This window comes from Rhodovulum sulfidophilum DSM 1374, assembly GCF_001633165.1.
Classification (GTDB): Bacteria; Pseudomonadota; Alphaproteobacteria; order Rhodobacterales; family Rhodobacteraceae; genus Rhodovulum; species Rhodovulum sulfidophilum.
This window is the reverse complement of sequence record NZ_CP015418.1, coordinates 487,087-512,396: the sequence shown is the minus strand read 5'-3', so window position 1 is coordinate 512,396 and position 25,310 is coordinate 487,087. Positions and strand designations below refer to the sequence as shown.

The 25,310-nt window shown below is 68.1% G+C and carries 26 protein-coding genes; 10 read left to right on the top strand and 16 right to left on the bottom strand.

Annotation, left to right across the window (positions count from 1 at the left end; translation table 11 throughout):
* Positions 1 to 11: 11 nt before the first annotated feature.
* A complete protein-coding gene (gene phnD, locus A6W98_RS02565) occupies positions 12 to 983 on the bottom strand; it encodes a phosphate/phosphite/phosphonate ABC transporter substrate-binding protein (RefSeq protein ID WP_155734699.1) in 972 nt (323 codons plus the stop codon).
* A 108-nt stretch (positions 984 to 1,091) separates the two neighbouring features.
* Between phnD and A6W98_RS02560 the strand changes: the two genes are divergently transcribed.
* The gene (locus A6W98_RS02560; RefSeq protein ID WP_331250186.1) at positions 1,092 to 1,892 is read left to right on the top strand and encodes a DeoR/GlpR family DNA-binding transcription regulator; all 801 of its coding nucleotides are present in this window, start codon (positions 1,092 to 1,094) and stop codon (positions 1,890 to 1,892) included.
* Between the two features lie 355 nt (positions 1,893 to 2,247).
* On the opposite strand, the gene fmt is transcribed toward A6W98_RS02560, so the two are convergent.
* The 4 genes from fmt to def (A6W98_RS02540) are packed head-to-tail and all read right to left on the bottom strand — an operon-like array spanning position 2,248 to position 4,674.
* A complete protein-coding gene (gene fmt, locus A6W98_RS02555; RefSeq protein ID WP_042457489.1) occupies positions 2,248 to 3,162 on the bottom strand; it encodes a methionyl-tRNA formyltransferase in 915 nt (304 codons plus the stop codon).
* Complete coding sequence (gene def, locus A6W98_RS02550) at positions 3,153 to 3,665, bottom strand: peptide deformylase (RefSeq protein WP_042457484.1); 513 nt, start codon at positions 3,663 to 3,665, stop codon at positions 3,153 to 3,155. The genes fmt and def (A6W98_RS02550) overlap by 10 nt, the downstream gene beginning before the upstream one ends.
* The gene (gene def, locus A6W98_RS02545; RefSeq protein ID WP_042457481.1) at positions 3,662 to 4,156 is read right to left on the bottom strand and encodes a peptide deformylase; all 495 of its coding nucleotides are present in this window, start codon (positions 4,154 to 4,156) and stop codon (positions 3,662 to 3,664) included. The genes def (A6W98_RS02550) and def (A6W98_RS02545) overlap by 4 nt, the downstream gene beginning before the upstream one ends.
* Complete coding sequence (gene def / locus A6W98_RS02540; RefSeq protein ID WP_042457478.1) at positions 4,153 to 4,674, bottom strand: peptide deformylase; 522 nt, start codon at positions 4,672 to 4,674, stop codon at positions 4,153 to 4,155. The genes def (A6W98_RS02545) and def (A6W98_RS02540) overlap by 4 nt, the downstream gene beginning before the upstream one ends.
* 102 nt (positions 4,675 to 4,776) lie before the next feature.
* Between def (A6W98_RS02540) and A6W98_RS02535 the strand changes: the two genes are divergently transcribed.
* The 3 genes from A6W98_RS02535 (at position 4,777) to A6W98_RS02525 (ending at position 8,302) form a co-directional block, all read left to right on the top strand.
* On the top strand, positions 4,777 to 5,949 hold the full coding sequence (locus A6W98_RS02535) for a MalY/PatB family protein (RefSeq protein WP_042457476.1): 1,173 nt from the start codon (positions 4,777 to 4,779) through the stop codon (positions 5,947 to 5,949).
* 91 nt (positions 5,950 to 6,040) lie between these two features.
* A complete protein-coding gene (locus A6W98_RS02530) occupies positions 6,041 to 7,030 on the top strand; it encodes a glutathione S-transferase family protein (protein ID WP_042464428.1) in 990 nt (329 codons plus the stop codon).
* 78 nt (positions 7,031 to 7,108) lie between these two features.
* A complete protein-coding gene (locus A6W98_RS02525; protein ID WP_042457473.1) occupies positions 7,109 to 8,302 on the top strand; it encodes a lytic murein transglycosylase in 1,194 nt (397 codons plus the stop codon).
* Between the two features lie 15 nt (positions 8,303 to 8,317).
* Here A6W98_RS02525 and A6W98_RS02520 read toward each other — a convergent pair whose 3' ends face one another.
* The 3 genes from A6W98_RS02520 to A6W98_RS02510 form a co-directional block, all read right to left on the bottom strand.
* Positions 8,318 to 8,788, bottom strand: a complete 471-nt coding sequence (locus A6W98_RS02520) for a YbjN domain-containing protein (protein WP_042457470.1) — start codon at positions 8,786 to 8,788, stop codon at positions 8,318 to 8,320.
* Between the two features lie 107 nt (positions 8,789 to 8,895).
* Positions 8,896 to 12,354: a chromosome segregation protein SMC gene (gene smc / locus A6W98_RS02515; RefSeq protein ID WP_042457468.1), complete on the bottom strand. Its 3,459-nt coding sequence runs from the start codon at positions 12,352 to 12,354 to the stop codon at positions 8,896 to 8,898.
* Between the two features lie 598 nt (positions 12,355 to 12,952).
* Positions 12,953 to 13,246 (bottom strand): hypothetical protein, encoded by a 294-nt coding sequence (locus A6W98_RS02510; protein ID WP_052677891.1) that lies wholly within the window; start codon positions 13,244 to 13,246, stop codon positions 12,953 to 12,955.
* Between the two features lie 158 nt (positions 13,247 to 13,404).
* On the opposite strand from A6W98_RS02510, the gene A6W98_RS02505 reads away from it, so the two are divergent.
* Positions 13,405 to 14,097, top strand: a complete 693-nt coding sequence (locus tag A6W98_RS02505) for an aspartate/glutamate racemase family protein (protein ID WP_042457465.1) — start codon at positions 13,405 to 13,407, stop codon at positions 14,095 to 14,097.
* 33 nt (positions 14,098 to 14,130) lie between these two features.
* On the opposite strand, the gene A6W98_RS02500 is transcribed toward A6W98_RS02505, so the two are convergent.
* Entirely contained in the window at positions 14,131 to 15,804 is a 1,674-nt protein-coding gene (locus A6W98_RS02500; protein ID WP_042457462.1) for a thiamine pyrophosphate-binding protein, read from the bottom strand.
* A 124-nt stretch (positions 15,805 to 15,928) separates the two neighbouring features.
* Here A6W98_RS02500 and A6W98_RS02495 point away from each other — a divergent pair, with 124 nt between their 5' ends.
* Together A6W98_RS02495 and A6W98_RS02490 are read left to right on the top strand one after the other, a co-directional pair.
* Positions 15,929 to 16,471, top strand: a complete 543-nt coding sequence (locus tag A6W98_RS02495; protein WP_042457459.1) for an NADPH-dependent FMN reductase — start codon at positions 15,929 to 15,931, stop codon at positions 16,469 to 16,471.
* An 86-nt stretch (positions 16,472 to 16,557) separates the two neighbouring features.
* Positions 16,558 to 17,424: an HTD2 family dehydratase gene (locus tag A6W98_RS02490; protein ID WP_231098351.1), complete on the top strand. Its 867-nt coding sequence runs from the start codon at positions 16,558 to 16,560 to the stop codon at positions 17,422 to 17,424.
* A gap of 167 nt (positions 17,425 to 17,591) precedes the next feature.
* Here A6W98_RS02490 and rnhA read toward each other — a convergent pair whose 3' ends face one another.
* The 7 genes from rnhA to A6W98_RS02455 form a co-directional block, all read right to left on the bottom strand.
* A complete protein-coding gene (gene rnhA / locus A6W98_RS02485) occupies positions 17,592 to 18,044 on the bottom strand; it encodes a ribonuclease HI (RefSeq protein ID WP_042457456.1) in 453 nt (150 codons plus the stop codon).
* A gap of 113 nt (positions 18,045 to 18,157) precedes the next feature.
* Complete coding sequence (locus A6W98_RS02480; protein WP_042457453.1) at positions 18,158 to 18,754, bottom strand: class I SAM-dependent DNA methyltransferase; 597 nt, start codon at positions 18,752 to 18,754, stop codon at positions 18,158 to 18,160.
* Positions 18,751 to 19,203 (bottom strand): DUF3429 domain-containing protein, encoded by a 453-nt coding sequence (locus A6W98_RS02475; RefSeq protein ID WP_042457450.1) that lies wholly within the window; start codon positions 19,201 to 19,203, stop codon positions 18,751 to 18,753. The genes A6W98_RS02480 and A6W98_RS02475 overlap by 4 nt, the downstream gene beginning before the upstream one ends.
* Positions 19,200 to 19,814: a LysE family translocator gene (locus A6W98_RS02470; protein WP_042457447.1), complete on the bottom strand. Its 615-nt coding sequence runs from the start codon at positions 19,812 to 19,814 to the stop codon at positions 19,200 to 19,202. The genes A6W98_RS02475 and A6W98_RS02470 overlap by 4 nt, the downstream gene beginning before the upstream one ends.
* Complete coding sequence (gene ispH, locus A6W98_RS02465; RefSeq protein ID WP_042457444.1) at positions 19,814 to 20,764, bottom strand: 4-hydroxy-3-methylbut-2-enyl diphosphate reductase; 951 nt, start codon at positions 20,762 to 20,764, stop codon at positions 19,814 to 19,816. Before ispH ends, A6W98_RS02470 begins: the two co-directional genes overlap by 1 nt.
* A 64-nt stretch (positions 20,765 to 20,828) precedes the next feature.
* Positions 20,829 to 21,275 carry a YqaA family protein gene (locus A6W98_RS02460; protein WP_042457442.1) on the bottom strand — a complete coding sequence of 149 codons (447 nt, stop codon included), beginning with the start codon at positions 21,273 to 21,275 and terminating at the stop codon, positions 20,829 to 20,831.
* A gap of 108 nt (positions 21,276 to 21,383) precedes the next feature.
* Complete coding sequence (locus A6W98_RS02455; protein WP_042457440.1) at positions 21,384 to 21,956, bottom strand: LabA-like NYN domain-containing protein; 573 nt, start codon at positions 21,954 to 21,956, stop codon at positions 21,384 to 21,386.
* Positions 21,957 to 22,074: 118 nt separating this feature from the next.
* Here A6W98_RS02455 and folK point away from each other — a divergent pair, with 118 nt between their 5' ends.
* The 3 genes from folK (at position 22,075) to A6W98_RS02440 (ending at position 25,306) form a co-directional block, all read left to right on the top strand.
* Positions 22,075 to 22,713 carry a 2-amino-4-hydroxy-6-hydroxymethyldihydropteridine diphosphokinase gene (gene folK, locus A6W98_RS02450; RefSeq protein WP_042457437.1) on the top strand — a complete coding sequence of 213 codons (639 nt, stop codon included), beginning with the start codon at positions 22,075 to 22,077 and terminating at the stop codon, positions 22,711 to 22,713.
* 37 nt (positions 22,714 to 22,750) lie between these two features.
* Complete coding sequence (gene rpoZ, locus A6W98_RS02445; protein WP_042457434.1) at positions 22,751 to 23,113, top strand: DNA-directed RNA polymerase subunit omega; 363 nt, start codon at positions 22,751 to 22,753, stop codon at positions 23,111 to 23,113.
* A gap of 63 nt (positions 23,114 to 23,176) precedes the next feature.
* A complete protein-coding gene (locus A6W98_RS02440) occupies positions 23,177 to 25,306 on the top strand; it encodes a RelA/SpoT family protein (RefSeq protein ID WP_042457431.1) in 2,130 nt (709 codons plus the stop codon).
* The last annotated feature ends 4 nt before the right edge of the window (positions 25,307 to 25,310 follow it).

Here is a 25,310-nt window from a genome sequence, read left to right as displayed (position 1 = left end):
GGGCGATGCCCTCATTCGGCGGCAAGGCCCTCGGGGGTGTATTGGACCCCGTTCGCGGCCTGGATCTCGCGGATCACCGCCCAGTCCTCCTGGTAGGTCACCGGCACGAATTTCGAGACCCCCGAGAATTCCTCGCCCAGCGCGGTCCCCGAGAAGTCGAAATCGAAGAAGGCCTGCCGGATCTTCTCGACCAGCGCCGGGTCGAGATCATGGGCATAGGTGAAGGATGTGGTCGGGAAGGGTTTCGATTCCCAGACGATCCTGACCTCTTCTGGATCGTAGAGCCCGCGTTCGGCCATGCGGTCGACCACTTCCGAGGCGACCGGGGCGGCATCGTAATCTCCGGCGACGACGCCCAGCATCGACTGGTCATGCGAGCCGGAATAGACCACCTCGTAATCCTCGCCCGGCGTCACCCCGAGATTGGGAAACAGCGCGCGGGGCGCCAGGTTGCCCGAATTCGAGGTCGGCGAGGTATGCGCGACGCGCTTGCCGGCAAGGTCCTCCATGCTGTCGATGCCGCTGTCCTTGCGGGTATAGACCTGCAGCTCGTAGCCGAACTCGCCCTCGTCCGAGCCCATGATCGCGAAGGGCACGGCGCCCGCGAGGTTGACGGCAAAGGGCGTGGGGCCGGTCGAGAAGCCCGCGATATGCAGCCGCCCCGAGCGCATCGCCTCGACCTCGGCCGAATTCGACTGCACGGCGAAGAACCTGACATCCTTGCCGGTGGCCTCCTCGAGATGCTCGATGAAGGGCTCCCAGATATCGGCATAGATCGCCGGGTCCTCGACGGGCGTATAGGCAAAGACCAGCGTGCCGGGATCCTGCAGCCCCTCGGCGGGCGCGTCGGCGACCAGGTCGCCGTCCCGGTCGCAATACATCGGATCGAGATCGCCATGCGGGCAGTCCTGGGCCTGGGCCGTTCCGGCGATCATGGCGATGGCGGATGCCGCGGCGAGGCCGCGGAACGTGGTGTCGAACATGCTTTCCTCCATATGCATCATCCCTCCGCTCCTCCGGAGGAATGTGGCACCTGCCACATGATCAGCATCAATTTGTGGTAACTGCAATATTTTTGTTGCAGGATCGGGATGTCGTTTCTTGCAAGAGGACTGCCGATGCCTCCCCCGAGCCACCGTCTGCGCAAGGCGGAGCGACATGAGAGAATTCTCATGGAACTGAAGCTGAGATCGCATCTTCGGATCAGCGATCTGGCCCGGGATTTCCATGTCGCGACCGAGACCATCCGGCGCGACGTGGCCGAGCTGCAGGCGACGGGACAGGTCACGAAAGCCTTCGGCGGCGTCATTCCGGTCGGGCCGGGGCAGCGCCCGGATGTGGACGCGCGCAGCCGCGACCGCCAGCAGGAGCGCGCCGAGATCGCCCTGCAGGCCGCGACGCTGGTGCCGCCCGGAGCAACCATCATGCTCGATGCCGGGTCCACGACCCAGGAGCTGGCGCGGCGGCTGTCGCTTGGCGGCACGCCGGTCACGGTGCTGACAAACAGCCTGAATGTGGCGATGATTCTCGGCCGCAGCGACGCCGCCACCGTGCGGCTGTGCCCCGGCGATTTCCTGCCCCGCGAGGCGGCGGTGATCGGCCCGGACACGGTCGACTTCCTGCGCCGCTTCCATGTCGGGCGCGCCTTCATCGGGGCCTCGGCGGTCAGTTGCAACGGCGTCACCGAGGCGGTGCCGGGCTTTGCCGCCGTCAAGCGCGCGATGATGGCCCAGAGCGACGAGTTGGTGGTGATGACCGATCAAAGCAAGATCGGTCGCACCGATTGCGATCTTGTGACGTCGTTCCGGCCGGGCCTGACGTTGGTCACCGATGCTTCGCTGCCTCGGGAGCTTGGGGGCGCGATCTCCAAAGGCGGTGCGCGGGTGCTCTGACGCGGCTGGCACGGGCCGGGAGATGTCCGCCAGTCGCAGCAGACCGCCCCCGGTCGCGCTGTCACCTGTGGGGCGAGGCCCTGAAGGCTGCGCCGGTCGTGTCGTCTTGCCAAGGCAGGCTCTGCATGATCGGGAACGCGGCCCGGTGATGGTCAAGCTCTTGATGCGAATTCATGAACGTTGTTGGAGGCGGTGCCCGACAGAGGCAGGGCGAGGCCATCCTGCCGTCAGGATGCGGAACGAGGCGCCTTCCCCGCGCCTTGTTCGCGTTTTGTTCGGGGGCCTGCGCCCCGGGGCATGGGCCGATTGTCGGACAACATCACCGGCAGAGCCGGGAAGGCTTTCGGGGTTGGGGTCAGTCCAGCCGTTCGGGCAGGGGAAAGCCGCGCAGGATCTCGGCGGCGCTCATCGGGCGCTTGCCCTGGCGCTGGGCCTCTAGGATCTCGACCGCGCCCTCGCCGCAGGCAATGGTCAGCCCGTCGAGAACCGTGCCGGGGGCGGCGCTGTCCTCCACCATGCGGGCCTCTACTGCGCGGGCGCGCAGGAGTTTCAGCCTTTCCCCCGCCACATCGCACCAGGCACCGGGGAAGGGCGAGAGGCCGTTGATATGGCGCGCGACCTCAGGGGCGGGGCGGGTCCAGTCGACCTTTGCCTCGGCCTTGTCGATCTTGGCGGCATAGGTCACGCCCTCGGCGGGCTGCGGTTCGCGGGGCAGATCGCGCAGCCGCTCGAGCGCCTCGACGACCAGCCGCGCGCCCATCGTCGACAGCCGGTCATGGAGCGCGCCGGTGGTGTCTTCGGGGCCGATGGCCGTGGTCTCGCGCATCAGCACCGGCCCGGTATCGAGCCCTTCCTCCATCTCCATGATGCAGACGCCTGTCTGGGTATCGCCGGCCATGATCGCGCGGTGAATGGGCGCCGCCCCGCGCCAGCGCGGCAAGAGCGAGGCATGGATGTTGAGACAGCCCCGGCAGGGCGCCTCGAGCACCTCGCGCGGCAGGATCAGCCCGTAGGCCACCACGACGGCGACATCGGGGTCGAGCGCGGCGAAGGCCGTCTGTTCCGGCGCGGCGCGCAGCGATTTCGGGTGGCGGACCATCAGCCCCAGCTCTTCGGCGCGGGCCTGGACCGGGCTCGGGCGGTCCTTCCTGCCGCGGCCCGCGGGGCGCGGCGGCTGGGTGTAGACGCAGGCGATCTCGTGGCCTGCCGCGACCAGCGCGTCGAGCACCGGCACCGAGAAATCGGGGGTTCCCATGAAGATCACCCGCATCGGCCTGCCCCCAGTTTCCGGGCCTTCTTCAGAAGGCGGTCGCGTTTCAGCTTTGAAAGATTGTCGAAATACATCCGGCCCGCAAGATGGTCGAGCTGATGCTGGGCCGAGGTCGCCCAGAGACCGGAAAATTCGCGCGTCTCGGGCTGGCCCTGCTCGTTCAGGAAGCGCAGCGTGACCCGGGCGGGGCGGGTGATGGTGGCATCGACCCCGGGCAGGCAGGGGCTGGCCTCGTCATGGGCCGACAGATCGTCCGAGACCGCCACGATCTCGGGATTGGCCAGCCTTACGGCCGCGCCGCGGGTCTCGTTGCAGTCGAGCACGGCCAGGCGCAGCAGCACGCCGATCTGGTTGGCGGCCAGGCCCACGCCATGGCCGGGCATCGCCTCCATGGTGTCGACCATGTCGGCCCAGATCGCGCGGATCTCGTCGGTGACGGCCTCGACCGGCGCGGCCGGGGTGGCGAGGCGCGGGTCGGGCCAGGGCAGGATCGGCCGGATCATGCGCCGTAGGCCGCTTCCAGTTCGCTGCGCTGGCCGGCATCGACCCGGTTCAGGGTGACGATGCCGTCGAGATGGTCGATCTCGTGCTGGGCGCAGACCGCCGAGATGCCCGACAGCACCTCGCGCCGGCGGGTGCCGTCGAGATCGGTCCAGCGCAGCGTGATCTCGATCGCGCGCTGGACTTCGGCGACAATGCCGGGAAGCGACAGGCAGCCCTCGGGGCCGACCATGGTTTCGGAGGCGCGCTCCTCGATCACCGGGTCGATGAAGATCCGCGGATTGCGCGGCCCGGCGGCGCCGTTCACATCCATCACGAACAGCCGTTTCAGCACGCCGACCTGCGGCGCGGCCAGCCCGCGCCCCGGCGCCTCGTACATGGTGTCGAGCATTTCCTGTGCCAGCCGCGCGATCTCTGGCGTCACCTGGCCTATCGGCGCGCAGGCGGTGGCCAGGCGCGGATCGGGCCAGCGCAGGATCGGCAGCACGCTCACGATCGGCTCCGTCCGCGTTTCAGCTTGACCATCTTGCGGGTGATGAGCTGGCGTTTCAGCGGCTTGAGGTAGTCGATGAAGAGCTTGCCGTCGAGATGGTCGATCTCGTGCTGGACGCAGGTCGCCCAGAGCCCGGAGAACCGGTCTTCCTTGGGATCGCCCGAGGGGTCGGTCCAGCGCACGATCACCTCGGCGGGGCGGGTGACCTCGGCATAGGTCTCGGGGATCGACAGGCAGCCTTCCTCGTGGATGTTCTTGTCATCCGAGGCCCAGACCACCTCGGGGTTGAACATCGCATAGGGCTGGGGCCGGGCGCCCTCGTCCTTGGCGCAATCCATCACGATCAGCCGCGAGAGCACGCCGATCTGCGGCGCCGCGAGCCCGATGCCCGGCGCGTCATACATGGTTTCCAGCATGTCCTCGGCGAGCTTCTGCAGCGCGTCCGAGATGTCGGGCACGGCATCAGCCACCGTTTTCAGGCGCGGGTCGGGATGGATCAGGATCGGTCGAATGCTCATGATCGATGGATTTAGGCGAAGCCGGGGGCCCGCGCAATGCGGCGTGTCTTGCACCCGGCGGCCAAGACGCTAGCTTGGCGCGCGCATGACAGGAGAGGCCCCATGAATTTCGACGAGATCATCGACCGCCGCGGCACCCATTCCTCGAAATGGGACATGATGGAGCCGATCTACGGCGTCTCTCCCGAAGAAGGGCTGGCGATGTGGGTGGCGGACATGGATTTCCGCCCGCCGGCCTGCGTCTCGCAGGCGCTGCAATCGATGGTCGATCACGGCATCTACGGCTATTTCGGCGACGATGCCGCCTACAAGGCGGCGATCGGCTGGTGGATGAAGTCCCGGCATGGCTGGGATGTGGACCCGGCCGCGATCTTCACCACGCACGGTCTTGTGAACGCAACCGCGCTCTGCATCGAGGCCTTCACCGCGCCGGGCGACGGGGTGGTGCTGTTCACGCCGGTCTATCACGCCTTCGCCCGGGTGATCCGTGCCGCGGGCCGCGAGGTGGTGGAATGCCCGCTGGCCAAGCGCGACGGCCGCTACGAGATGGATTTCGCGGCCTATGATGCGCAGATGACCGGTCGCGAGAAGGTCGTGATCCTCTGCTCGCCGCATAATCCCGGCGGCCGGGTCTGGAGCCGCGAAGAGCTGCAGGCCGTCGCCGATTTCGCCCGGCGCCACGATCTGGTGCTGATCTCGGACGAGATCCATCACGATCTGGTCTATCCGGGCCAGCGCCATACCGTCATGGATCTGGTCGATGACCGTATCCGCGACCGGCTGGTGATCCTGTCGGCCACCACGAAAAGCTTCAACATCGCGGGCGTCCATAACGGCAATGTCATCATCCACGATCCGGCGCTCCGGACGAAATTCGCGGCGCGTTTCGCGGCCATGGGCATGTCGGCCAATTCCTTCGGCATGATCATGGCGACCGCCGCCTATTCGCCCGAGGGCGCCGAATGGATCGACGCGCTGATGGGCTATCTCGACGGCAACCGCAAGCTGCTGGACGAGGGGATCGCGGCGATCCCGGGGGTAAGCTCGATGCCGCTCGAGGCAACCTACCTGTCCTGGGTCGATTTCTCGGGCACCGGCATGGCCGCCGACGAGTTCACCCGCCGGGTCGAGAAGGAGGCGAAGATCGCGGTCAACCACGGCGCCAGCTTCGGTACCGGCGGCGAAAGCTTCCTGCGTTTCAACATCGCCACCCCGCGGGCACGGATCTCCGAGGCGGTCGAGCGGCTGCAGAAGGCCTTCGCCGACCTGCAATAGCGGTGCGGTGACGCAGGGGGGATGCGCGGAGAGAGGCGATGCCCGGGCCGCGCATTCCGCTATCTCTTCCGTCAAAGAAATGGAGGAGATCATGGGACAACTGATCGATGGTCGCTGGGACAGCGGCTGGTACGACACCGAAAGCCATGGCGGCCGCTTCGTCCGCTCGACCGCGGGGTTCCGCAACTGGATCACGGCGGATGGCGCGCCCGGCCCCGAGGGCGAGGGCGGGTTCAAGGCCGAAAGCGGACGCTATCACCTTTACGTCTCCTATGCCTGCCCCTGGGCGCACCGGGCGCTGATCTTCCGCGCCATCAAGGGACTTGCGCCGCATATCGGCGTCTCGGTGGTGCATCCCGACATGCTGGAGGACGGCTGGAGCTTTGCCACCGACTTTCCCGGCGCGACCGGAGACAGCCTTTACGGCCTGCCCTTCCTGAGGGACATCTACATCAAGGCAAAGCCCGATGTGTCGGGCCGGGTCACGGTGCCGGTCCTGTGGGACAGGCAGCGCGAGACCATCGTGTCGAACGAATCCTCCGAGATCATCCGGATGTTCAATTCGGCCTTTGACGGGATCACCGGCAATCGCGACGATTACTGGCCCGAAGAGCTGCGCGAGGGCATCGAGGCGGTGAATGCGCGGGTCTACGACACCGTCAACAATGGCGTCTACAAGGCCGGGTTCGCCACCTCGCAGGACGCCTATGACGAGGCGGTCCGGGCGCTGTTCGACAGTCTCGACTGGCTGGAAGAGCGGCTTTCGACGCGGCGCTATCTGATGGGCGAACGCGTCACCGAGGCCGACTGGCGCCTCTTCACCACGCTTTTGCGTTTCGATCCGGTCTATCACCTGCACTTCAAGTGCAACCGCAACCGGCTGATCGACATGCCCAATCTCTGGGGCTATGCGCGCGAGCTCTATCAATGGCCGGGCGTGGCCGAAACCGTGCATTTCGACCATATCGTGCGGCATTACCATTACAGCCACGACACCATCAATCCGAACCGGATCATCCCGATCAACCCGCGGATCGACTGGACCGGGCCGCATGGGCGCGACCGGCTGAAAGCCGCCTGAGCCAGCTTGCCTGCCGGTCGGGGCTTGGTAAGGTGGCGGCCTCAAATCGGTTTTGTCTGAAATGGTCCGGAGCCCTTCATGCGCCTCTCACCGTCCCTGTCCGCCCTTTGTCTGCTGTCGCTGGCCCTCGCCTCCGGGGTGTCCGACAGGGCCCTGGCGGCCTGCGGCGGGAATTTCGGCGGTTTCGTCGCCGGGCTGCGCGACGAGGCGGTGCGTCGGGGCCATGACGCAGGGGCGGTGCGGAATTTCTTCGCGGGCGTGCGGCAGGATCCGGCGGTGATCCGGGCGGACCGGGCGCAAGGGGTGTTCCAGCGGGATTTCATCGATTTCGCGCGCCGCCTGATCAGCCGCTCGCGGCTCGATAACGGCCAGCGCAATGCCGGCCGTTACAGCGCCGTGTTCGATGAAATCGAGCGCAGATACGGCGTCTCGCGCGGCGTGTTGCTGGCCTTCTGGGCGTTGGAGACCGATTTCGGCGCGGTGCAGGGGGACTTCAACACGCGGGACGCGCTGGTGACGCTGGCCCATGACTGCCGCAGGCCCGAGCTGTTCCGGCCGCAGATCTTCTCGGCCCTGACCCTTTACGAACGCGGCGATTTCGACCCGGCCAGAACCACCGGCGCCTGGGCGGGCGAGATCGGGCAGGTCCAGATGCTGCCCGCCGACATCCTGGAAAACGGCGTCGATGGCGATGGCGACGGGCATGTCCGGCTGAAGGCCTCGGCGCCCGATGCGCTGATGTCGGCGGGGCGGATGCTGAAGGGGCTTGGCTGGCGCGCGAACGAGCCCTGGCTGCAGGAAATCGTCATTCCCGGCAATCTCGACTGGGCCGAGACCGGGCTCGACCATGGCAAGCGCGTCTCGGACTGGGCGCGGCTGGGGGTGCGGCCGCGCAGCGACAATCTGGGCCCCGGCAACCTGCGGGCCTCGGTCTTGCTGCCGATGGGCCGGAACGGTCCGGCCTTCCTCGCCTACCCGAATTTCCGGGTCTTTTTCGAGTGGAACCAGAGCCTCGTCTACGTCACCACCGCCGCCTATCTGGCGACCCGCTTCGAGGGCGCCCCGATCTTCGATCCGCGCGCGCCCGATCCGGGGCTTGCGGGGGCCGAGATGAAGGCGCTGCAGCGGAAACTGGTGGGACGCGGCCATGATGTCGGCGGCATCGACGGCATTCTCGGCGAGAAGACCCGCGAAGCCGTTCAGAAAGAACAGATCCGGCTTGGTTTTCCCGCCGATTCCTGGCCGACGCGGGCGCTTCTGGACCGGCTCTGACCGCGTCCCGGGGCCTTACCAGTCGATATAGTCCTCGAACGCGTCGATCGATTGCTGCCAGATATCGACCGTGGTCTTGAACAGCTTCCTGTCGATGCCGGGATCGGCCAGGATCACGTCCATTTCCAGCCCCGGATCGCCCTCGTCGTCAAGCGTGGCCTTGGTGAACAGCCATTCCCGGTTCCACTGGTTCATCTTCAGCGCGGTCACCGGATCCTTCATGTCATAGGCGACATAGAACTGGATCGAACTGCAGTCGACATTGTCGGTGCAGCCATAGAACAGCACGACGAATTCGGTGTTCGAATCGCCGGTCAGATGGCTGACGATCTTGGGATCTCCCAGGTCGTCGGTCTCCATCGTGGCCGCGAGTCCCTGGTCGCGAAGCACCTTCAGCACGCTGTCGGGGTCCGATGCGATCACATCGGCCGAGGCTGCCTGGGCGGCGAGGGGAAGGGCCCAGAGGGCATGGACGAGGCGCTTCATCGGTTCTCTCCTTGTTCGTTCGCACGCGCCGGGGAGTGAGGGGGCTGGCGGGAAGTGTCAAGCCGGGGGCGGGCGACCGGCGATCTCCTGCCGAGACGCGCGGCGGATCAGGCGACCAGCGCCTCGGCCTTCTTCAGGTCGACCGATACCAGCTGGCTCACCCCCTGCTCGGCCATGGTGACGCCGAACAGCCGGTCCATCCGGCTCATGGTAAGCGCATGGTGGGTGATGATGAGAAAGCGGGTATCGGTGCGCCGGGTCATCTCGTCCAGCATGTCGCACATCCGGGTGACATTGGCGTCGTCGAGCGGCGCGTCGACCTCGTCGAGCACGCAGATCGGTGCCGGATTGGCCAGGAACACCCCGAAGATCAGCGCCAGCGCGGTCAGGGTCTGTTCGCCCCCCGACAGCAGCGACAGCGTCGACAGCTTCTTGCCCGGCGGCTGGCACATGATCTCGAGCCCCGCCTCCAGCGGATCGTCGGATTCGACCAGCACCAGCCGGGCCTCGCCGCCGCGGAAGAGATTGGTGAACAGAAGCGCGAAATTCGCGTTCACCTGCTCGAAGGCGGTCAGCAGCCGTTCGCGGCCCTCGCGGTTGAGACCGGCAATGCCGGCGCGCAGGGTGCGGATCGCCTCGTCGAGATCGCTCTTCTCGGCCACCAGCGTGTCATGTTCCTCCTGCACCGCGCGCGCATCCTCCTCGGCGCGAAGGTTGACCGCGCCCAGCGACTCGCGCTGACGCTTGAGCCGGGTCACCTCATGCTCGATAGCCTCGGCCGAGGGCATCCGGTCGGGATCGTCGCCCAGCTTTTCCAGGAGGTCGGCAGGCGTCGTTTCCAGGTCTTCGGCGATGCGGGCCGCGGCCTGGGCCACGGTTTCGCGCGCGGCCTCGGCCCGGGCCTGGGCGACGGCGCGGGCCTCGCGGGCCTCGCCGGCCCGGCGCTCGGCCTCGCGGGCGGCATGATCGGCCTCGCGGGCCCGGCTCTCGGCGGCGGCCAGCGTCTCGGCGGCGGCCGCGCGTCGGGTCCCGGCGGTCTCGATCTGCCCGGCCAGCGCTTCGCGCTGCTCGGCGATCTCCTCGGGCAGGGCGGCGGCGCGGTCCAGTTCTTCCTCCGAGGCGGCCTTGCGATCCTCGAGCTCGGCCACCCGGGTTCCGGCGGTGTCTAGCCGCTGGCGCCAGGTCTGGGCGTCGCGGGCGATCTGGGTCAGCCGCTTGCTGCGCGCCTCGCCGTCGCGTTTCAGCTCGTCATGGGCGGCACGGCGGGCGATCATCGTCATCCGCGCTGCCTCGACGGTGGTGCGCACGTCTTCAAGCTGTGCCCTTGCCGCGTCGAGATCGCCCAGCGAGGCCAGCTGGCTCTCGGCCTCGCTAAGCCTGAGCCGGGCGCCGGTCGCCTCGTCCTCGTGGCGCGAGACCGACATCCGCGCGGTTTCAAGCCGGCTTTCGGCCATCTCGCGTTCGGCTTCCGAGCGCGACAGGGCGCGGCCCAGCTCGGCCAGGGCGCGGTCGGCCTCGCGCCGGGCCTCGCGCGCGGCGCGGTCTGCCTCGGTCGCGGCCTGCAGCTCGCGCGACAGCGCCTCATGCGCCTCCGATGCGGTTTCGGCCCGGATCTCGGCCTCGTCGAGATCGCGCCGCAGATCGGCCAGCCGGTTGAGCTGTTGCAGCCGGAGCGCGGCGGCGCTGGGCGCATCGGCGGCAGAGGCGCGAAAACCGTCCCAGCGCCAGAGATCGCCGTCCGGGCTGACCAGCCGCTGGCCGGGGCCAAGCGCGGGCTGCAGCCGTGCCCCGGTCCCGGCATCGGGCACCAGCCCGATCTGGCCGATCCGCCGGATCAGCGCCTCGGGCACCGCGACATGATCCGAAAGCGGCGCGGTGCCCTCGGGCAGCGGCTGCTCGGCCGGGTAGGGCGGCAGGGCAAGCCAGCCCGAGGCCGTGCCGTCCTGCACCAGCGGCGCGCGCAGATCGTCGGCCAGGGCCGCGCCAAGCGCCTTTTCATAGCCCTTGTCGACGCCCAGCAGATCGAGGATCTGGCCGCCCTCGGCAGTGTCGCGCTCGACCAGCCGGGCCAGCGCCGAGACCTCGGCGCGCAGCGCCCCGGCCTCGCCCTCGGCCGAGGATTTCTGCGCCCGCGCCTCGGCCTCGCGGGACTGGATCTCGGCCCGGGCCTCGTCGGCCGCGATCAGCCGGGCCTCGGCCTCCTCGGCCATGTCCTGGGCGGCGTCCTGCCGGGCCGCGGCCTCGTCCATCCCGGACCGGGCGGTTGAGAGGTTCGCCTCGGCCGCCGCGACGGTGGCGCGCGCCTTGGCGGCCTCGTCCTCGTTGCGCTGAAGCGTGCGGGCGGCATCCTCGCGCAGGCGCTGGGCCGACTGGTGGCGGGCGACCAGCCGGGCCAGGTCCTCGGTCATCTGGCTTTGCGCCTCTTCGCGGTCGCGCAGCACCTCGGCGGCGGCATGGGCGGCCTCGGCGGCCTCGTCGAGCGCGGCGTCATGGCCTTCATGCTCGGCCGTCAATTCGGCGGCCTCGGCCTCGAGCCGCTCCAGCGTTTCGCCCGCATCGCGGTTCAGCGCCGCCTCGCGCTCGATGTCGCGGCTCATCTGCTCGATGCGGCCGGTCAGGGTGCGGATGGTCTGGCGCGCGCGCTCTTCCTCCTGCACCAGCGCATCGCGCTGCGCGCCCAGGCGCTGCAGCACGGCGGCGGCGATGGCCTCTTCCTCGCGAAGCGCGGGCAGGGCGGTCTCGGTCTCGGTCCGCAGCCGGTCGGCCTCGCGCGCGGCGGTTTCGGCGCGGCCGGCCTCGCGGGCATGTTCGGTCAGCGCGGCCTCGGCCTCGGCCCGGCCGGTATCGGCCTCCTGCCAGCGACGGAACAGCAGCATGCCCTCGGCGCGGCGCAGATCCCCGGCAATGGCGCGGTAGCGCGCGGCCTGTTTCGCCTGCCGCGCCAGCTGTGTCAGTTGCTGGGCCAGCTGTTCCAGCACGTCGTCGACCCGGGCGAGGTTCTGTTCGGCCGCGTTCAGGCGCAGCTCGGCCTCGTGGCGGCGCTGGTACAGCCCGGCGATCCCGGCCGCGTCCTCGAGGATGCGGCGCCGGGCGCGCGGCTTGGCGTTGATCAGCTCGGAAATCTGGCCCTGGCGCACCAGCGCGGGCGAGGTCGACCCGGTCGAGGCATCGGCGAACAGCATCTGCACGTCGCGCGCGCGCACGTCCTTGCCGTTCAGCTTGTAGGCCGAGCCCGCATCGCGGGTGATGCGGCGGATCACGTCGATCAGGTCGCTGTCGTTGAAGCCCGCGGGCGCCAGCCGGTCGGCATTCTCGATCTGCAGGCTGACCTCGGCGAAGTTCCGCGCCGAACGGGACGAGGTGCCGGCGAAGATCACGTCCTCCATGCCGCCGCCGCGCATCGCGGTCGGACGGCTCTCGCCCATCACCCAGCGCAGCGCCTCGAGCAGGTTCGACTTGCCACAGCCATTCGGCCCGACGACGCCGGTCAGGCCATCGGCGATCACCAGATCGGTGGGGTCGACGAAGCTCTTGAAGCCGTTCAGCCTGAGCCGGGTGAAATGCAAACGGGTCTCCTGATTCCGCGTGGTTTTGCGATCCTTCGGCCAAGGGCCGGGCCTGTCAAGCCGGGCGCCCCTGATATCGAGGCGGGCAAAGGGTTGTCCACAAGATATTGCGTGATCGCCAAGCGCCTCGATGCATGGCGGTGGCCTTCGCACAGCGACAGGGCGCGCGCATGGGGCTGAGCATCGCGATCGAAGAACCGACCCCGGTCGATGGCTGCGCGCCGATCGCGGGCGGCGAGGCTATGCCGCCGGAGGTCTGTCCGCCCGAAGAGCGCTTTCCATGACGGCCGAGGATCTGGCCAGCCCGGGGGCCGGTTCCTGGGGGCGCGTCTCGGCGGTCGGGCTGTCGGAGGCGTGGCGCTGCTGGGGCGGCGCGGCTATGGCGACATCAAGCGGCTTTAAGTGGAGGAGAGGACGCGGTCAGGGCGTCGGCCGCGCGCCGATGGTCCCGCCCCGGGCAGAGAGGGCGGCTTGAAACCGGCCCCGAGCTGGCCGCCGCAATGTGGCTTTCCCGGGATTTCGGCCATAAGGATTGCGGCGACTTCGGCGGTTCCGCCGGCATCGCGCCGATTCTCTTCATGGAACGTCGCTTGCCGCTTCAGGATCCGGTGCAGGTGAGCTTGGCATAGGCCATCGCCGGATCGCCGCTGAGCGTATCGGGCCGGATCACGCAGCCGGTCCCGGTCTCGATCGCGCGGAAAGCCCGCTGCATCGCGCCCTTCCGGTATTCGCGATTGAGCCGGATGGCCTGGGCCTCAGGGCCCTTGCGCCGGACCGCGAAGGTCGAGCCCTCGACCTCGACCATGACCGGCGGAATGCCGGCATAGTCCATTCCGGGCGAGTCGCAGGCCGACAGGGCGAGACTCAGGGCAAGAGCGAGGATACGAAGCATTGTCCCATTCCATCCGAACGTCCTTTACGAAAGGTAAACGTGCGGTTGGGGCCACAGTCTGCCCGAGACGCCGCGGGCGCGCGGCGTCTGACCCGCTGTTGTCTTGCGCGGGGCCTTAGCCGGCGCGAGCATGCGGAAAAAGGCCGAGGGGCGGGCAGATGAAGACCATTGGCATACTTGGCGGCATGTCGGCCGCTTCGACGGCGCTGTATTACGATGTGCTGAACCGGGGCGCGCGGGCACGGCTTGGCGGGTTGCACTCGGCGGATCTGCTGATCCGTTCGCTCGATTTCGCCCTGGTCGAAGAGATGCAGGCGGCAGGCGACTGGGACGCGGCGGGGCAGATGCTGAACCGCGAGGCAAGGCGGCTTGAGGCGGGCGGCGCCGATTTCCTGATGCTGGCCACCAACACGATGCACAAGCTGGTCGGGCCGATGCTGGAGGGGGTGTCGATCCCGTTCCTGCATATCGCCGACGCCACCGGGCATCAGATCGGTGCGGCGGGGCTGAAGCGGCCGGGGCTGATGGCGACGGCCTACACGATGGAGCAGAGCTTCTATACCGACCGGCTGCGCGCCGCCGGGCTCGAGCCGATGCTGCCCGGCCCCGGGGACCGGGCCGAGACGCATCGCATCATCTATGACGAGCTCTGTATCGGCGTGCTGCGCGAAGAAAGCCGCCAGAGCTATGTCGAGATCGCCGGGCGTCTGGCCAAGCGCGGTGCCGATTGCGTCATCCTCGGATGCACCGAGGTCGGCCTCTTGCTGAATGCCGCGAATGCGCCGCTGCCGGTTTTCGATACGACCGAGATCCATTGCGCGGCCGCGCTGGAAATGGCGCTGGCGGCCTGAGCTCCGGCGCCGGACGTTCAGCCTTCCTGCGGTTCAGTCCTCCGATTGCGCCGCCTCGCCCATCGCCCGCGCCCCGGACAGGGTAAGCCCCGTGGCCAGCGCCTCGGGGTCGAGCCGGAGCTCGATCACGAAGGGGCGGTCGGAGGCCAGCGCCCGCTCCAGGGCCGGGGCGAAGCCGGCCTGCTCGGTCACGGTCTCGCCCTCGCCGCCATAGGCCCGCGCCAGTGCCGCGTAATCGGGATTGACCAGATCGGTGCCGCTGACCCGGCCGGGATATTTCCGCTCCTGATGCATGCGGATGGTGCCGTAGCGGCCGTTATTGGCGACGATCACCACCACGTTCGCGCCGTGCTGCACCGCCGTCGACATCTCGTTCAGGGTCATCTGGAAACAGCCGTCGCCTGCAAGGCAGATCACCGGCAGCTCGGGGCGGGCCAGCTTGGCCGCGATCGCCGCGGGAAAGCCGTAGCCCATCGAGCCCGAGGTCGGCGCCAGCTGGGTGCCGGGGCCGCGATAGCGGAAATAGCGGTGCAGGAAGGCGGCGTAATTGCCCGCGCCATTGGTCAGCACCGCGGTCTCGGGCAGCGTTTCCGACAGCCAGGCCACGACCTCTTCCATCCTGACCGCCCCCGGGGTCGGCTTGGGCGTGGTCCAGGCCTCGTAATCGGCGCGGGCGGCGCGGGTCCAGGCCGACCAGCGCGGCGGCGTTGCGGGCGGGCCCGAGCGGGCCAGCGCCGCGACCACGTCAGGCGCGCTCAGCGCGATGCCGGGATCGGGGCGCCAGATCCGGCCAAGCTCGTCGGGGTCGGGATGGATATGCACCACGCGCTTGTCCTGCACCGCGGGGTCCATCAGCGAATAGCCCGCCGTCGCGGTGTCGCCGAGCCGGGTGCCCAGCGCGATCACCAGATCGGCGTCGCCGAGCCGTTTGCCCAGCGCGGGGTTCATGCCGACACCGAGATCGCCGACATAGTTCGGGTGGCGGTTGTCGAGCCGGTCCTGACGGCGGAAGCTGACCGCGACCGGCAGGTCGTGGCTTTCGGCGAAGCCCGCCAGATCGGCCGCCGCCTGCGCCGACCAATGCGGCCCGCCGACGACGACCAGCGGCCGCTCGGCCTCGTTAAGCGCGGCCAGCACGGCGGCGACCTGGGCCGGGGTCGGGTCGGGTTCGGGCCAGATCCGGGCCGGAATGTCCGGCACCTCGGCAATGCCGCTCAGCATGTCCTCGGGCAGGGCCAGCACCACCGGGCCGGGCCGCCCCGACTGCGCCGCCTGAAACGCGCGCGAGACATATTCGGGCAGCCGCCGGGTCTCGTCGACCTCGGCCACCCATTTCACCAGCGGGCCGAAGAAGCTGCGATAGTCGAGCTCCTGGAACGCCTCGCGGTCGCGGTCGCGCCGGGCGATCTGGCCGACGAAGACCACCATCGGCGTCGAATCCTGTCGCGCCACATGCAGCCCGCTGGCCGCGTTGCAGGATCCCGGGCCGCGGGTGACGAACAGGACCCCGGGGCGGCCGGTCAGCTTGGCATGGGCCTCGGCCATCATCGCCGCGCCGCCCTCGTGACGGCAGACCACATTGGGGATGCCGACATCGTAAAGCCCGTCGAGCGCGGCCAGAAAACTTTCGCCGGGCACCGAGAACACCCGCTCGACTCCCTGGATCGCCAGTTGGTCGGCCAGGATCTTTCCGCCGTGACGCCGCATGATTTTCCCTTTCCTCCGCTCGCCATCGGGAGCAGCCTGCGCCAAGCCTGCGGCAGGAGCAAGGCGCGCCTCGTGCAGGACTGGGCCGCGCATCTGCCGGGCGGAACCGGAACGGAGAAAGAAGATGTCCGATCACAAGCTGTTGGGAATCGCGGGGTCCCTGCGCAAGGGATCGTATAACAGGATGCTGCTGCGCGAGGCGGCGCGGATCTTCGATCCGGCCGAATTCGTCGAGGCCGATCTCAGGCTGCCGCTGTTCGATCAGGACCTGGAGGACGCAGCGGGCATTCCGCCCGCGGTGCAGCGCCTCGCCGAGCAGATCGCCGCGGCCGATGCGGTGGTGATCGCGGGCCCCGAATACAACAAGAGCATCACCGGCGTCTTGAAGAACGCGCTCGACTGGGTCAGCCGGACCGGGGGCGCGCCCTGGGTCGACAAGCCGGTGGCCATCGTCTCGGCGACGGGCGGCCGCGCCGGGGGCGAGCGGACGCAATTCGCGCTGAGGCTGTGTCTGGTGCCGTTCCGCCCGCGGGTGCTGGCCGGTCCCGAGGTTCTGGTGGGGCTGGCCCCGGACCAGTTCGACGCGGCGGGGCGGCTGACCAACGCGATCAACCTCGAGGCCCTCGAGGCGCTGATGCAGGCGCTGAAGGCGGAAATATCTCGTTAATCGGTCTCGTGCATAGTCCCTGCGCAGGCGGGCGGTCGTCGTGACCGCCGCTGTCAGTCCAGAGGCCGCAAGAGAGACCGCGAAGCATGTCAGAGCCTGCCGACACCAGTGGCGCCGGTGAGGACGCCCCGAAAGCGGCCGTCGGGAAGTCACAGGTCGCCACGGATGTCCTCGACCCCACCCGGATCGTGGCGCTGTTCGTCGCCCTCGGTCTCGACGGCAAGCCGCCGGGCCATTACGACCCGCTGCCGCCCTATTTCCATCAGGTCTATTTCTGGGATGTGCACCGCCCCGACGAGCTTGGCCGGGATGGCCTCCCGCATATCGGGGGCGACGGGTTCATCCCCGATCTGGGCCTGCCGCGGCGGATGTGGGCGGGGGGGCGGCTGACCTTCTACGGGCCGCTGCGCCAGGGCCTGCCCGCGCAGAAGACCTCGACCATCGAGAAGGTCCAGCTCAAGAAGGGCCGGTCGGGGCCGCTGGCCTTCGTCACGCTGCGCCATGACATCGTCGAGGGCGGCATGCTGCGGGTCACCGAATACGAGGATCTGGTCTATCTGCCCGATCCCGACCGCGGCCGGCCGCGTCCACCCGCCCCGGTCGCGCCCGAAACCTGGGAAGACGCGGTCGAGCTGACCTTCACGCCGACGCTGCTGTTCCGGTATTCGGCGCTGACGCTGAACGGCCACCGCATCCATTACGACCGCGAGTATTGCCAGCGGGTCGAGGGCTATCCGGGGCTGGTGGTTCAGGGGCAGCTTCTGGCGCAGTTCCTGATGCTGCGGGCCAATGCCCATGGCACGATCCGGCATTTCAGCATGCGCGCCTATGCGCCGGTCTTCGATTTCGAGACGGTGCAGCTCTGCCGCGCGGGCGACCGCTACTGGATCCGCGGAGAGGACGGCCGCCTGGCGGTGATGGGAGAGGCCGTTTTCGCGCCGGGCGCGCTTTGATCCGGCCATCTGGCGCCTGGCAGGCTGCCGATAAACGTCGTCGGGCGGTAGATTTCGCCTAGCTGATCGGCCCCTGACGCGGGCGAAATCTGTCAGCGCCGCGAGATCGTTTCCAGGTGGGGGCCTCAGCCCCCGCCGGTGCCTTGCCGGGCTTTCCTGGCAGCCGGCTAGCGCTTGTAGGGCGCCATGCCCGCCCGGGCCAGTTCGTCGGCGCGTTCGTTCTCGGGATGGCCGGCATGGCCCTTGACCCAGGTCCAGGTCACCTTGTGGCGGGCCTGCGCCGCGTCAAGCCGCTGCCAGAGCTCGACATTCTTCACGGGCTTTTTCGCCGCCGTCCTCCAGCCGTTCTTCTTCCAGCCGTGAATCCAGCCGGTGACGCCGTTTTTCACATAGGCGCTGTCGGTGACGACGGTGATTTCCGAGGGACGGCTCAGGCTCTCCAGCGCGTTGATCGCGGCCAGCAGTTCCATCCGGTTGTTGGTGGTCGCCGCCTCGCCGCCCGAAAGCTCGCGCTGCTTGACCACGCTGTCGCCCTCGCGGGCCTGCAAAAGCGCGCCCCAGCCGCCCGGTCCCGGGTTTCCGCTGCAGGCGCCGTCGGTATAGGCGAAAAGCTCGGCCATGATGCTGTCCTTCCCGGTCTGGCCTCCGTCTGGCCACGGAGGGGCCAAGGTCGGGCGGGTTTAGGGCGCGCCGCGCGCGGGGTCAATCGGGGCCGGGTCACGGCCCGGTGTCCTCAGCCGGCGCGGCGGGCCAGAAGATAGAGGCTGGCGAAGGGGCTGCCGTCAAAGCCTGTGCCGGGCTCGGTCTCTTCGGCCTCGACCGTCAGGCCTGCGCGCTCCAGCTCCGCCCGGAAGCCCTTGGGGGTGACATAGGTGTAGAACCGCCCGAGCCGGTCCCGCGCCTCGCCGTCGCCCTGTTTCATCGCGACCGCGAAGACCCCGCCGGGGCGGAGCGCCCGGGCGATGGCGGCCAGATGGGCGGGCAGGGCGGCGCGCGGGGCGTGCAGCAGGCTGAAATGGGCCCAGATCCCGTCAAAGGCGGCCTCGGCCTGAAGATCGGCAAAGCCTGCGACCTCGACCTTTATCCCGTAGCGGGCCCGGGCGGCAGCGGCCATTTCCGGGCAGGCATCGAGCGCGGTCACGCAGAGCCCCGCGGCCGCCATCCCGGCCGCCGCCCAGCCCGGTCCGCAGCCGAGATCGAGCGCCGTGCCGCCCGCGGGCAGGCGGGCGATGAAGGCGGCCAGTCGGTCCTGCGCGACCCGGCCGTGATGGATCGCCGAATAGGCCTCGGCCCGGGCCGCGTAGACGGCCAGCGTGTCGGCGTCGCTCACAGCAGCAGCGGCAGCGCGAAGCAGCCGGTCGCGATGGCGGTCAGCGGCAACCGCAGCCGCAGCCACCAGCCCGGCGCAAGCCCGAGCTTCCAGAAGAAGAAATCAAGCAGCAAAAGACCCAGATAGCCCGCGATCAGCGCGACGATGCTGCTTTCGGGGCCGCCGCCCACCATCAGGAAGGCCCAGATCGCGGGCAGCACCGACAGCCCGTAGGCCGGGCCTGCGACCGGCCCGTCGGCCTGGCCGGCAAAGCCCCAGAGGATCCCCGACATGAAGGCCAGCAGCACCGTGCCGTAGAAGTTCAGCAGGTAGATCCCCATGAAGCGGGGGCCGACGGTTTCGATCCCGATATCGAACAGGCCCGGCATGGTCGCGCTGAGCGCGCCCCACAGAAGCGGCACCAGCCCGGCGAGGCCCAGAAGAAGCGGCGTGCGGGGAATGTCGGTCATGCTTTCTCGAAGGCCAGTTTCAGGCCGAGCCCCGCGAAGACGGCGGCAAAGCCCCGGTTGAGCCAGGTCATGGCGCGGGCGCTGGCCAGCAGCCGGTCGCGGGCGGCGGCGGCGAACATCCCGTAGCCGAGGAAGACCGCGAGGGTCAGGGCCATGAACACCCCGCCCAGCGCCAGCATCTCGGCGGTGGCCGTGGCCGGGTTGCCCGACAGGAAGGGGGGCAGGAGCGCCAGGAAGAAGAGCGAGAGCTTGGGATTGAGGATGTTGATCAGGGCGCCGCGCAGGCCGATCCGGAAGGCTCCGTCATGCCCGTCCCGTTCACCGATCTGCAATGCGCCGCCCTGCCGGACCGCCTGCCAGGCGAGATACATCAGATAGGTGACGCCCGCGAATTTGACGATCTGGAACAGAAGCGCCGAGGAATGCAAAAGCGCCGCCAGCCCCAGCATGGCGGCGGCCAGATGCGGCAGGATGCCGAGGGTGCAGCCCAGGGCTGCGGGCAGAGCGGCCCGGCGGCCCTGTCCCAGCGACATCATCAGCGTGTAGACGACGCCGGTGCCCGGGGCCAGAACCACGACCAGCGCGGTCAGCAGGAACTGCGCCGAGATCATCAGGCCAGCTCGCGCACGATGCGGGGCAGGCGGAACTCGATGCTCTCGTCGGCGGTGACGACTTCCTCGACGGTCAGATCGAAGCGGTCGCGGAAAGCCTGGACCACCTCCTCGATCAGCACGTCGGGCGCCGAGGCCCCGGCGGTCAGCCCGATGGCCGAGACGCCCTCGAGCGCGCGCCAGTCGATATCGGCGGCGCGCTGCACCAGCTGGGCATAGTCGCAGCCCGCATTGGCGGCGACCTCGACCAGACGGCGCGAATTCGACGAGTTCGGCGCACCGACCACCAGCAGCGCCTGCACCTTCGGCGCCACCGTCTTGACCGCGCCCTGGCGGTTGGTGGTGGCGTAGCAGATGTCTTCCTTATGCGGCCCCTCAATGGCGGGGAAGCGCGCCCGCAGCGCCGCGACGACGCCCTCGGTGTCGTCGATCGACAGCGTGGTCTGGGTGATATAGGCCAGCCGGTCGGGATCGCGCACCTCAAGCCCCGCGACCTCGTCGGCGGTCTCGATCAGCAGCACCTCGCCCTCGGGCAGCTGGCCCATGGTGCCGATGGTCTCGGGATGGCCGCGATGGCCGATCATCACCATCTGCCTGCCATTCTCGTGATGGCGCTGGGCCTCGAGATGGACCTTGGAGACAAGCGGGCAGGTGGCGTCGACATAGACCATGTCCCGGCGCTTGGCCTCGGCGGGCACCGCTTTCGGCACGCCATGGGCCGAGAAGATCACAGGCCGGTCGGGCGGACAGTCCTCCAGCTCCTCGACGAAGACGGCGCCCATGTCGCGCAGCCGGTCGACCACGAACTTGTTGTGGACGATCTCGTGGCGGACATAGACCGGGGCGCCCCATTTCTCGAGGGCGGCCTCGACGATCTTGATCGCGCGGTCGACGCCGGCACAGAAGCCCCGGGGGGCGGCGAGAAAGAGAGTCAGCGGCGGCTTGGTCATGGGCTTTGTCTCCTGTTCGACTGTCAGAGGTAAACCCGGCAGGGGCGCAGGTAAAGTCCGCGGCTCAGCCCGTAGCCGCCGCTGTGGCCCAGGCAAGCGCGGCATATCGCCCGGTCTTGGCCAGCGTGACCAGCAGCACGAACAGCCAGACCGGCGTGCGCATCATGCCCGCGACCACGGTGAAGGCATCGCCGAAGGGTGCCCAGCTCAGCAGCAGCGTCCAGACTCCCCAGCGCCGGTACCAGCGCTGGGCCCGGTAAAGCTGGGCCTCGCTGGCGGGGAACCAGCGGCGGTGGCGGAACCGCTCGATGCCGCGGCCGAGCAGGTAGTTCACGACCGCGCCCAGCACGTTGCCGATGCTGGCGACCAGGATCAGCCAGCCGATGCCGATCTGCCCGGCCAGCTGCAGCCCGACAAACACCACCTCGGACTGGAACGGCAGGACGGTGGCCGCGCCGAATGCGGCGGCAAAGAGCGCGAAAAGCTGAAGCAGGAGGCTCGAGGCGGGCATCGCTTTTCTGAAATGAACTGCGATGCCCGGGTTTCAAGCATATCGGGACCGGTTTGCGGGCTCGCAGGGGGGGGGGCGAAGCCGCGCCGGTTTCAGGGCCTGTCGGGCTCAGTCGTTCTGGGCGGCTTCCGAGCGCGGTTCGGCGCGAGGTTCGCGCGGGGGGCGACCGATCACCTCTTTCAGCTCGTCCAGCTCGATGAAATTGTCGGCCTGACGGCGAAGCTCGTCGGCGATCATCGGCGGCTGGCTGCGGATGGTCGAAACCACCGACACCCGGACGCCTTGGCGCTGGAGGCTCTCGATCAGCGGCTTGAAATCGCCATCGCCCGAGAACAGCACGACATGATCGACCCGCGGCGCAAGCTCCATGGCATCGACGGTCAGTTCGATATCCATGTTGCCCTTGACCTTCCGGCGGCCCTGGCTGTCAGTGTATTCCTTCGCGGGCTTCGTCACCATGGTGAAGCCGTTGTAGTTCAGCCAGTCGACAAGCGGCCGAATCGGAGAGTAGTCGTCGTTTTCCAGGAGCGCAGTGTAGTAGAACGCCCGCAAGAGCTTGCCTCTGCGCATGAATTCCTGTCGGAGGAGTTTGTAGTCGATGTCGAATCCCAGCGCCTTCGCGGCCGCATAGAGGTTCGATCCGTCGATGAATAGCGCCAAGCGCTCGTCTCTGTAAAACATCGTTGGTCCTTCTGGTCAGCGGCCGCCGGACGAACGCCGAGAGTGGTTTGAAGGGGGGGGCGTTTTTGAAAAACGTAGTCCTGCGGGCCGTCGAGTGAACATGTAAGGATCGCGCCATATGCCGCAACCTGAAAAATCAACGCCACACAGGCCAAAAGGCCTGCTTGCGCTCGGTGGCAATGTCGGATCCGGAGCGGGGGCGCCCGAAGCGACCCTTGCGGCAGGTCTTGTCGCGCTTGACAGCGAATCGGTCCGGGTCACGAAAATCAGCAAATTCTATCACACGCCCAGCATGCCGGAAGGGTCCGGACCCGAATTCGTGAACGCAGTTGTCGAGATCGCGACCGATCTTCCCGCCAATGCCTTGCTGGCCCGGCTGCACGAGATCGAGGCGCGTTTCGGCCGGGAACGCCGCGTCCGCTGGGCGCCGCGCACGCTCGATCTCGACCTGCTCGACCTGGATGGCGCCGTGTTGCCCGATGCCGCCATCCAGGCGCGCTGGATGGGGCTGGCGCCGGAGGCGCAGGCCCGCGAGATCCCAGACCGCACGATCCTGCCGCATCCGCGGATCCAGGATCGCGGTTTCGTGCTGGTGCCGCTGGCCGAGATCGCGCCGGACTGGCGCCATCCGGTCTCGGGCCGGACCGCGCAGGAGATGCTGGCCGCCCTTCCCGCGGCCGAAATCGCGCGCATTTCGCCGTTTGCCGGGCCGTGGGCAGGTGTATCCGCTCTTGTCAAGAGCTATCCAAGTCCATAGATAGGGGGTTCAACTTTCCAATGGAGCGGAGAGACCCATGGCCCGCGTGACGGTCGAAGATTGTGTCGACAAGGTACCGAACCGGTTCGAGCTGGTGATGCTTGCCGCCCATCGCGCCCGCGAGGTGACGTCGGGTGCCAGCCTCACCGTGGACCGCGACAACGACAAGAACCCGGTCGTCGCCCTGCGCGAGATCGCCGACGAGACCCAGCTGGCCGACGATCTGCGCGAGCGGATGATCGAGGCGCATCAGACCCAGATCGAGGTCGATGAGCCCGAAGAGGATTCGATGGCGCTGCTGATGGGCGGTGCGGCCAGCGAACCCGACCGTCCGGCGGATGACGACATGTCGGAAGAGAAGCTCCTGCGCGCTCTGATGGAAGCCCAGGGTCAAAGGTAGTACGGTCGGGGCGCGCGGACGGGCCTGTCTGCTCGCGGCGCCCCCCTTCAAGATGGCGGCCAGATGATCGACGTCGAAGACCTGATCTCGCTGGTCCGCAACTATAATCCCCGTACGGACGAAGACCTGATCCGCCGCGCCTATGCCTATGGGCGCGAGATGCATGCCGGGCAGCGGCGCCGGTCGGGCGAGGAATATTTCATGCATCCGGTCGCGGTCGCCGCGATCCTGACCGAGCAGCGGCTGGACGACGCGGCCATCGTCACGGCGCTGCTGCATGACACCGTCGAGGACACCAAGTCCACCTTCTCCGAGATCGAGCGGCTGTTCGGCCGCGAGGTGGCCGAGCTGGTCGATGGCGTGACCAAGCTGACCAATCTGCAACTGGCCTCGAACGAGACCAAGCAGGCCGAGAACTTCCGCAAGCTGTTCATGGCGATGTCGAAGGATCTGCGGGTGATTCTGGTCAAGCTCGCGGACCGGCTGCACAACATGCGGACGATCAAGTCGCTGCCGATCGAGAAGCAGGTCCGCAAGAGCCACGAGACCATGGATATCTACGCGCCGCTTGCCGGCCGGATGGGCATGCAGTGGATGCGCGAGGAGCTGGAAGACCTGGCCTTCCGGGTGCTGAATCCCGAGGCGCGCAACTCGATCATCCGCCGCTTCATCACGCTGCAGCGCGAATCGGGCGACGTGATCCAGAAGATCACCCAGGACATCCGCAAGGAGCTGGATCGCGAGGGGATCGAGGCCGACGTGTTCGGCCGCGCCAAGAAGCCCTATTCGATCTGGCGCAAGATGGAGGAGAAGGGCCAGGGCTTTTCCCGGCTGTCCGATATTTACGGCTTTCGCGTCATCACCCAGAGCGAAACCCAGAGCGAGGGTGACTGCTACCGGGTTCTGGGGGCGATCCACCAGCGCTGGCGGGCGGTGCCGGGCCGGTTCAAGGACTATATCAGCCAGCCCAAGTCGAATGGCTACCGCTCGATCCAGACCACGGTGTCGGGGCGCGACGGCAAGCGGGTCGAGGTGCAGATCCGCACCCGGCAGATGCATGAGGTGGCCGAATCGGGCGTCGCCGCGCACTGGTCCTATCGCGACGGCGTCCGGGCCGAGAACCCGTTCGCGGTCGATCCGGCGAAATGGCTGGCCTCGCTGACCGAGCGGTTCGAGACCGAGGACCATGACGAGTTTCTCGAGCATGTGAAGCTCGAGATGTACTCCGACCAGGTGTTCTGCTTCACGCCCAAGGGCGATGTGATCAAGCTGCCCCGGGGCGCGACGCCGCTGGATTATGCCTATGCGATCCACACCCGGATCGGCGACAGCTGCGTCGGCGCCAAGGTCGACGGCATCAGGGTGCCGCTCTGGACGCGGCTGAAGAACGGCCAGTCGGTCGAGATCATCACCGCCGAGGGTCAGCGCCCGCAGGCGACCTGGATCGACATCGTCGTCACCGGCCGTGCCAAGGCCGCGATCCGCAAGTCGCTGCGCGAGGAAGACCGCGAACGCTATATCAAGCTCGGCCGCGAGCTGGCGCGGGTGGCCTTCGAGCATCTGGGCAAGAAATCCACCGACAAGGCGCTGCGGACCGCGGCCAAAACCTTCGGCCTGGCCAATGCGAACGAGCTTCTGGCCCGGCTCGGCTCCGCCGAGATGCGGGCCCAGGACGTGGTCGAGGCGCTTTATCCCGAACTGGCCAACACCACCGGCGACGAGATCGACGCGACCCGCGCGGTGATCGGCCTCTCGCCCGACGAATCCTTTACCCGGGCGCCCTGCTGCCAGCCGGTGCCGGGCGAGCGCATCGTCGGCATCACCTATCGCGGCCGGGGCGTGGTCGTGCATGCGATCGACTGCCCGGTGCTGGAGAAATTCGAGGAACAGCCCGACCGCTGGATCGACCTGCACTGGCATTCGGGCAAGCATCCGGCGGTGCACAATGTCGGCTTCCTGCTGACGATCCGGAACGATGCCGGTGTGCTGGGCCGGATCTGCACGTTGATCGGCGAACAGAAGGCCAATATTTCCGACATGGAATTCGTCGACAAGAAGCCAGATTTTTACCGCTTGCTGGTTCAAGTGGATTTGCGGGACGTCGAGCATCTTCACACCGTGATGACTGCCCTTGAGGCCGAAAGCGACGTGGCCGAGTTGGAAAGATACCGAGACCCCGCGCGCACGATGTAAGGGG

Excerpts from the sequence above, each read along its gene's own strand:
- folK (WP_042457437.1), top strand. The coding sequence starts at position 22,075 with ATGCCGCAACCTGAAAAATCAACGCCACACAGGCCAAAAGGCCTGCTT.
- A6W98_RS02510 (WP_052677891.1), bottom strand. The coding sequence starts at position 13,246 with ATGCTTCGTATCCTCGCTCTTGCCCTGAGTCTCGCCCTGTCGGCCTGC.
- A6W98_RS02500 (WP_042457462.1), bottom strand. The coding sequence starts at position 15,804 with ATGCGGCGTCACGGCGGAAAGATCCTGGCCGACCAACTGGCGATCCAG.
- rpoZ (WP_042457434.1), top strand. The coding sequence starts at position 22,751 with ATGGCCCGCGTGACGGTCGAAGATTGTGTCGACAAGGTACCGAACCGG.
- rnhA (WP_042457456.1), bottom strand. The coding sequence starts at position 18,044 with ATGGCCGAGCTTTTCGCCTATACCGACGGCGCCTGCAGCGGAAACCCG.
- A6W98_RS02490 (WP_231098351.1), top strand. The coding sequence starts at position 16,558 with ATGTCAGAGCCTGCCGACACCAGTGGCGCCGGTGAGGACGCCCCGAAA.
- ispH (WP_042457444.1), bottom strand. The coding sequence starts at position 20,764 with ATGACCAAGCCGCCGCTGACTCTCTTTCTCGCCGCCCCCCGGGGCTTC.
- A6W98_RS02560 (WP_331250186.1), top strand. The coding sequence starts at position 1,092 with ATGTCGTTTCTTGCAAGAGGACTGCCGATGCCTCCCCCGAGCCACCGT.
- A6W98_RS02495 (WP_042457459.1), top strand. The coding sequence starts at position 15,929 with ATGTCCGATCACAAGCTGTTGGGAATCGCGGGGTCCCTGCGCAAGGGA.
- A6W98_RS02460 (WP_042457442.1), bottom strand. The coding sequence starts at position 21,275 with ATGCCCGCCTCGAGCCTCCTGCTTCAGCTTTTCGCGCTCTTTGCCGCC.
- A6W98_RS02470 (WP_042457447.1), bottom strand. The coding sequence starts at position 19,814 with ATGATCTCGGCGCAGTTCCTGCTGACCGCGCTGGTCGTGGTTCTGGCC.
- def (WP_042457484.1), bottom strand. The coding sequence starts at position 3,665 with ATGATCCGGCCGATCCTGCCCTGGCCCGACCCGCGCCTCGCCACCCCG.
- A6W98_RS02535 (WP_042457476.1), top strand. The coding sequence starts at position 4,777 with ATGAATTTCGACGAGATCATCGACCGCCGCGGCACCCATTCCTCGAAA.
- A6W98_RS02530 (WP_042464428.1), top strand. The coding sequence starts at position 6,041 with ATGGGACAACTGATCGATGGTCGCTGGGACAGCGGCTGGTACGACACC.
- A6W98_RS02525 (WP_042457473.1), top strand. The coding sequence starts at position 7,109 with ATGCGCCTCTCACCGTCCCTGTCCGCCCTTTGTCTGCTGTCGCTGGCC.
- A6W98_RS02520 (WP_042457470.1), bottom strand. The coding sequence starts at position 8,788 with ATGAAGCGCCTCGTCCATGCCCTCTGGGCCCTTCCCCTCGCCGCCCAG.
- A6W98_RS02505 (WP_042457465.1), top strand. The coding sequence starts at position 13,405 with ATGAAGACCATTGGCATACTTGGCGGCATGTCGGCCGCTTCGACGGCG.
- def (WP_042457478.1), bottom strand. The coding sequence starts at position 4,674 with ATGAGCATTCGACCGATCCTGATCCATCCCGACCCGCGCCTGAAAACG.
- A6W98_RS02475 (WP_042457450.1), bottom strand. The coding sequence starts at position 19,203 with ATGACCGACATTCCCCGCACGCCGCTTCTTCTGGGCCTCGCCGGGCTG.
- A6W98_RS02455 (WP_042457440.1), bottom strand. The coding sequence starts at position 21,956 with ATGTTTTACAGAGACGAGCGCTTGGCGCTATTCATCGACGGATCGAAC.
- A6W98_RS02440 (WP_042457431.1), top strand. The coding sequence starts at position 23,177 with ATGATCGACGTCGAAGACCTGATCTCGCTGGTCCGCAACTATAATCCC.
- fmt (WP_042457489.1), bottom strand. The coding sequence starts at position 3,162 with ATGCGGGTGATCTTCATGGGAACCCCCGATTTCTCGGTGCCGGTGCTC.
- phnD (WP_155734699.1), bottom strand. The coding sequence starts at position 983 with ATGTTCGACACCACGTTCCGCGGCCTCGCCGCGGCATCCGCCATCGCC.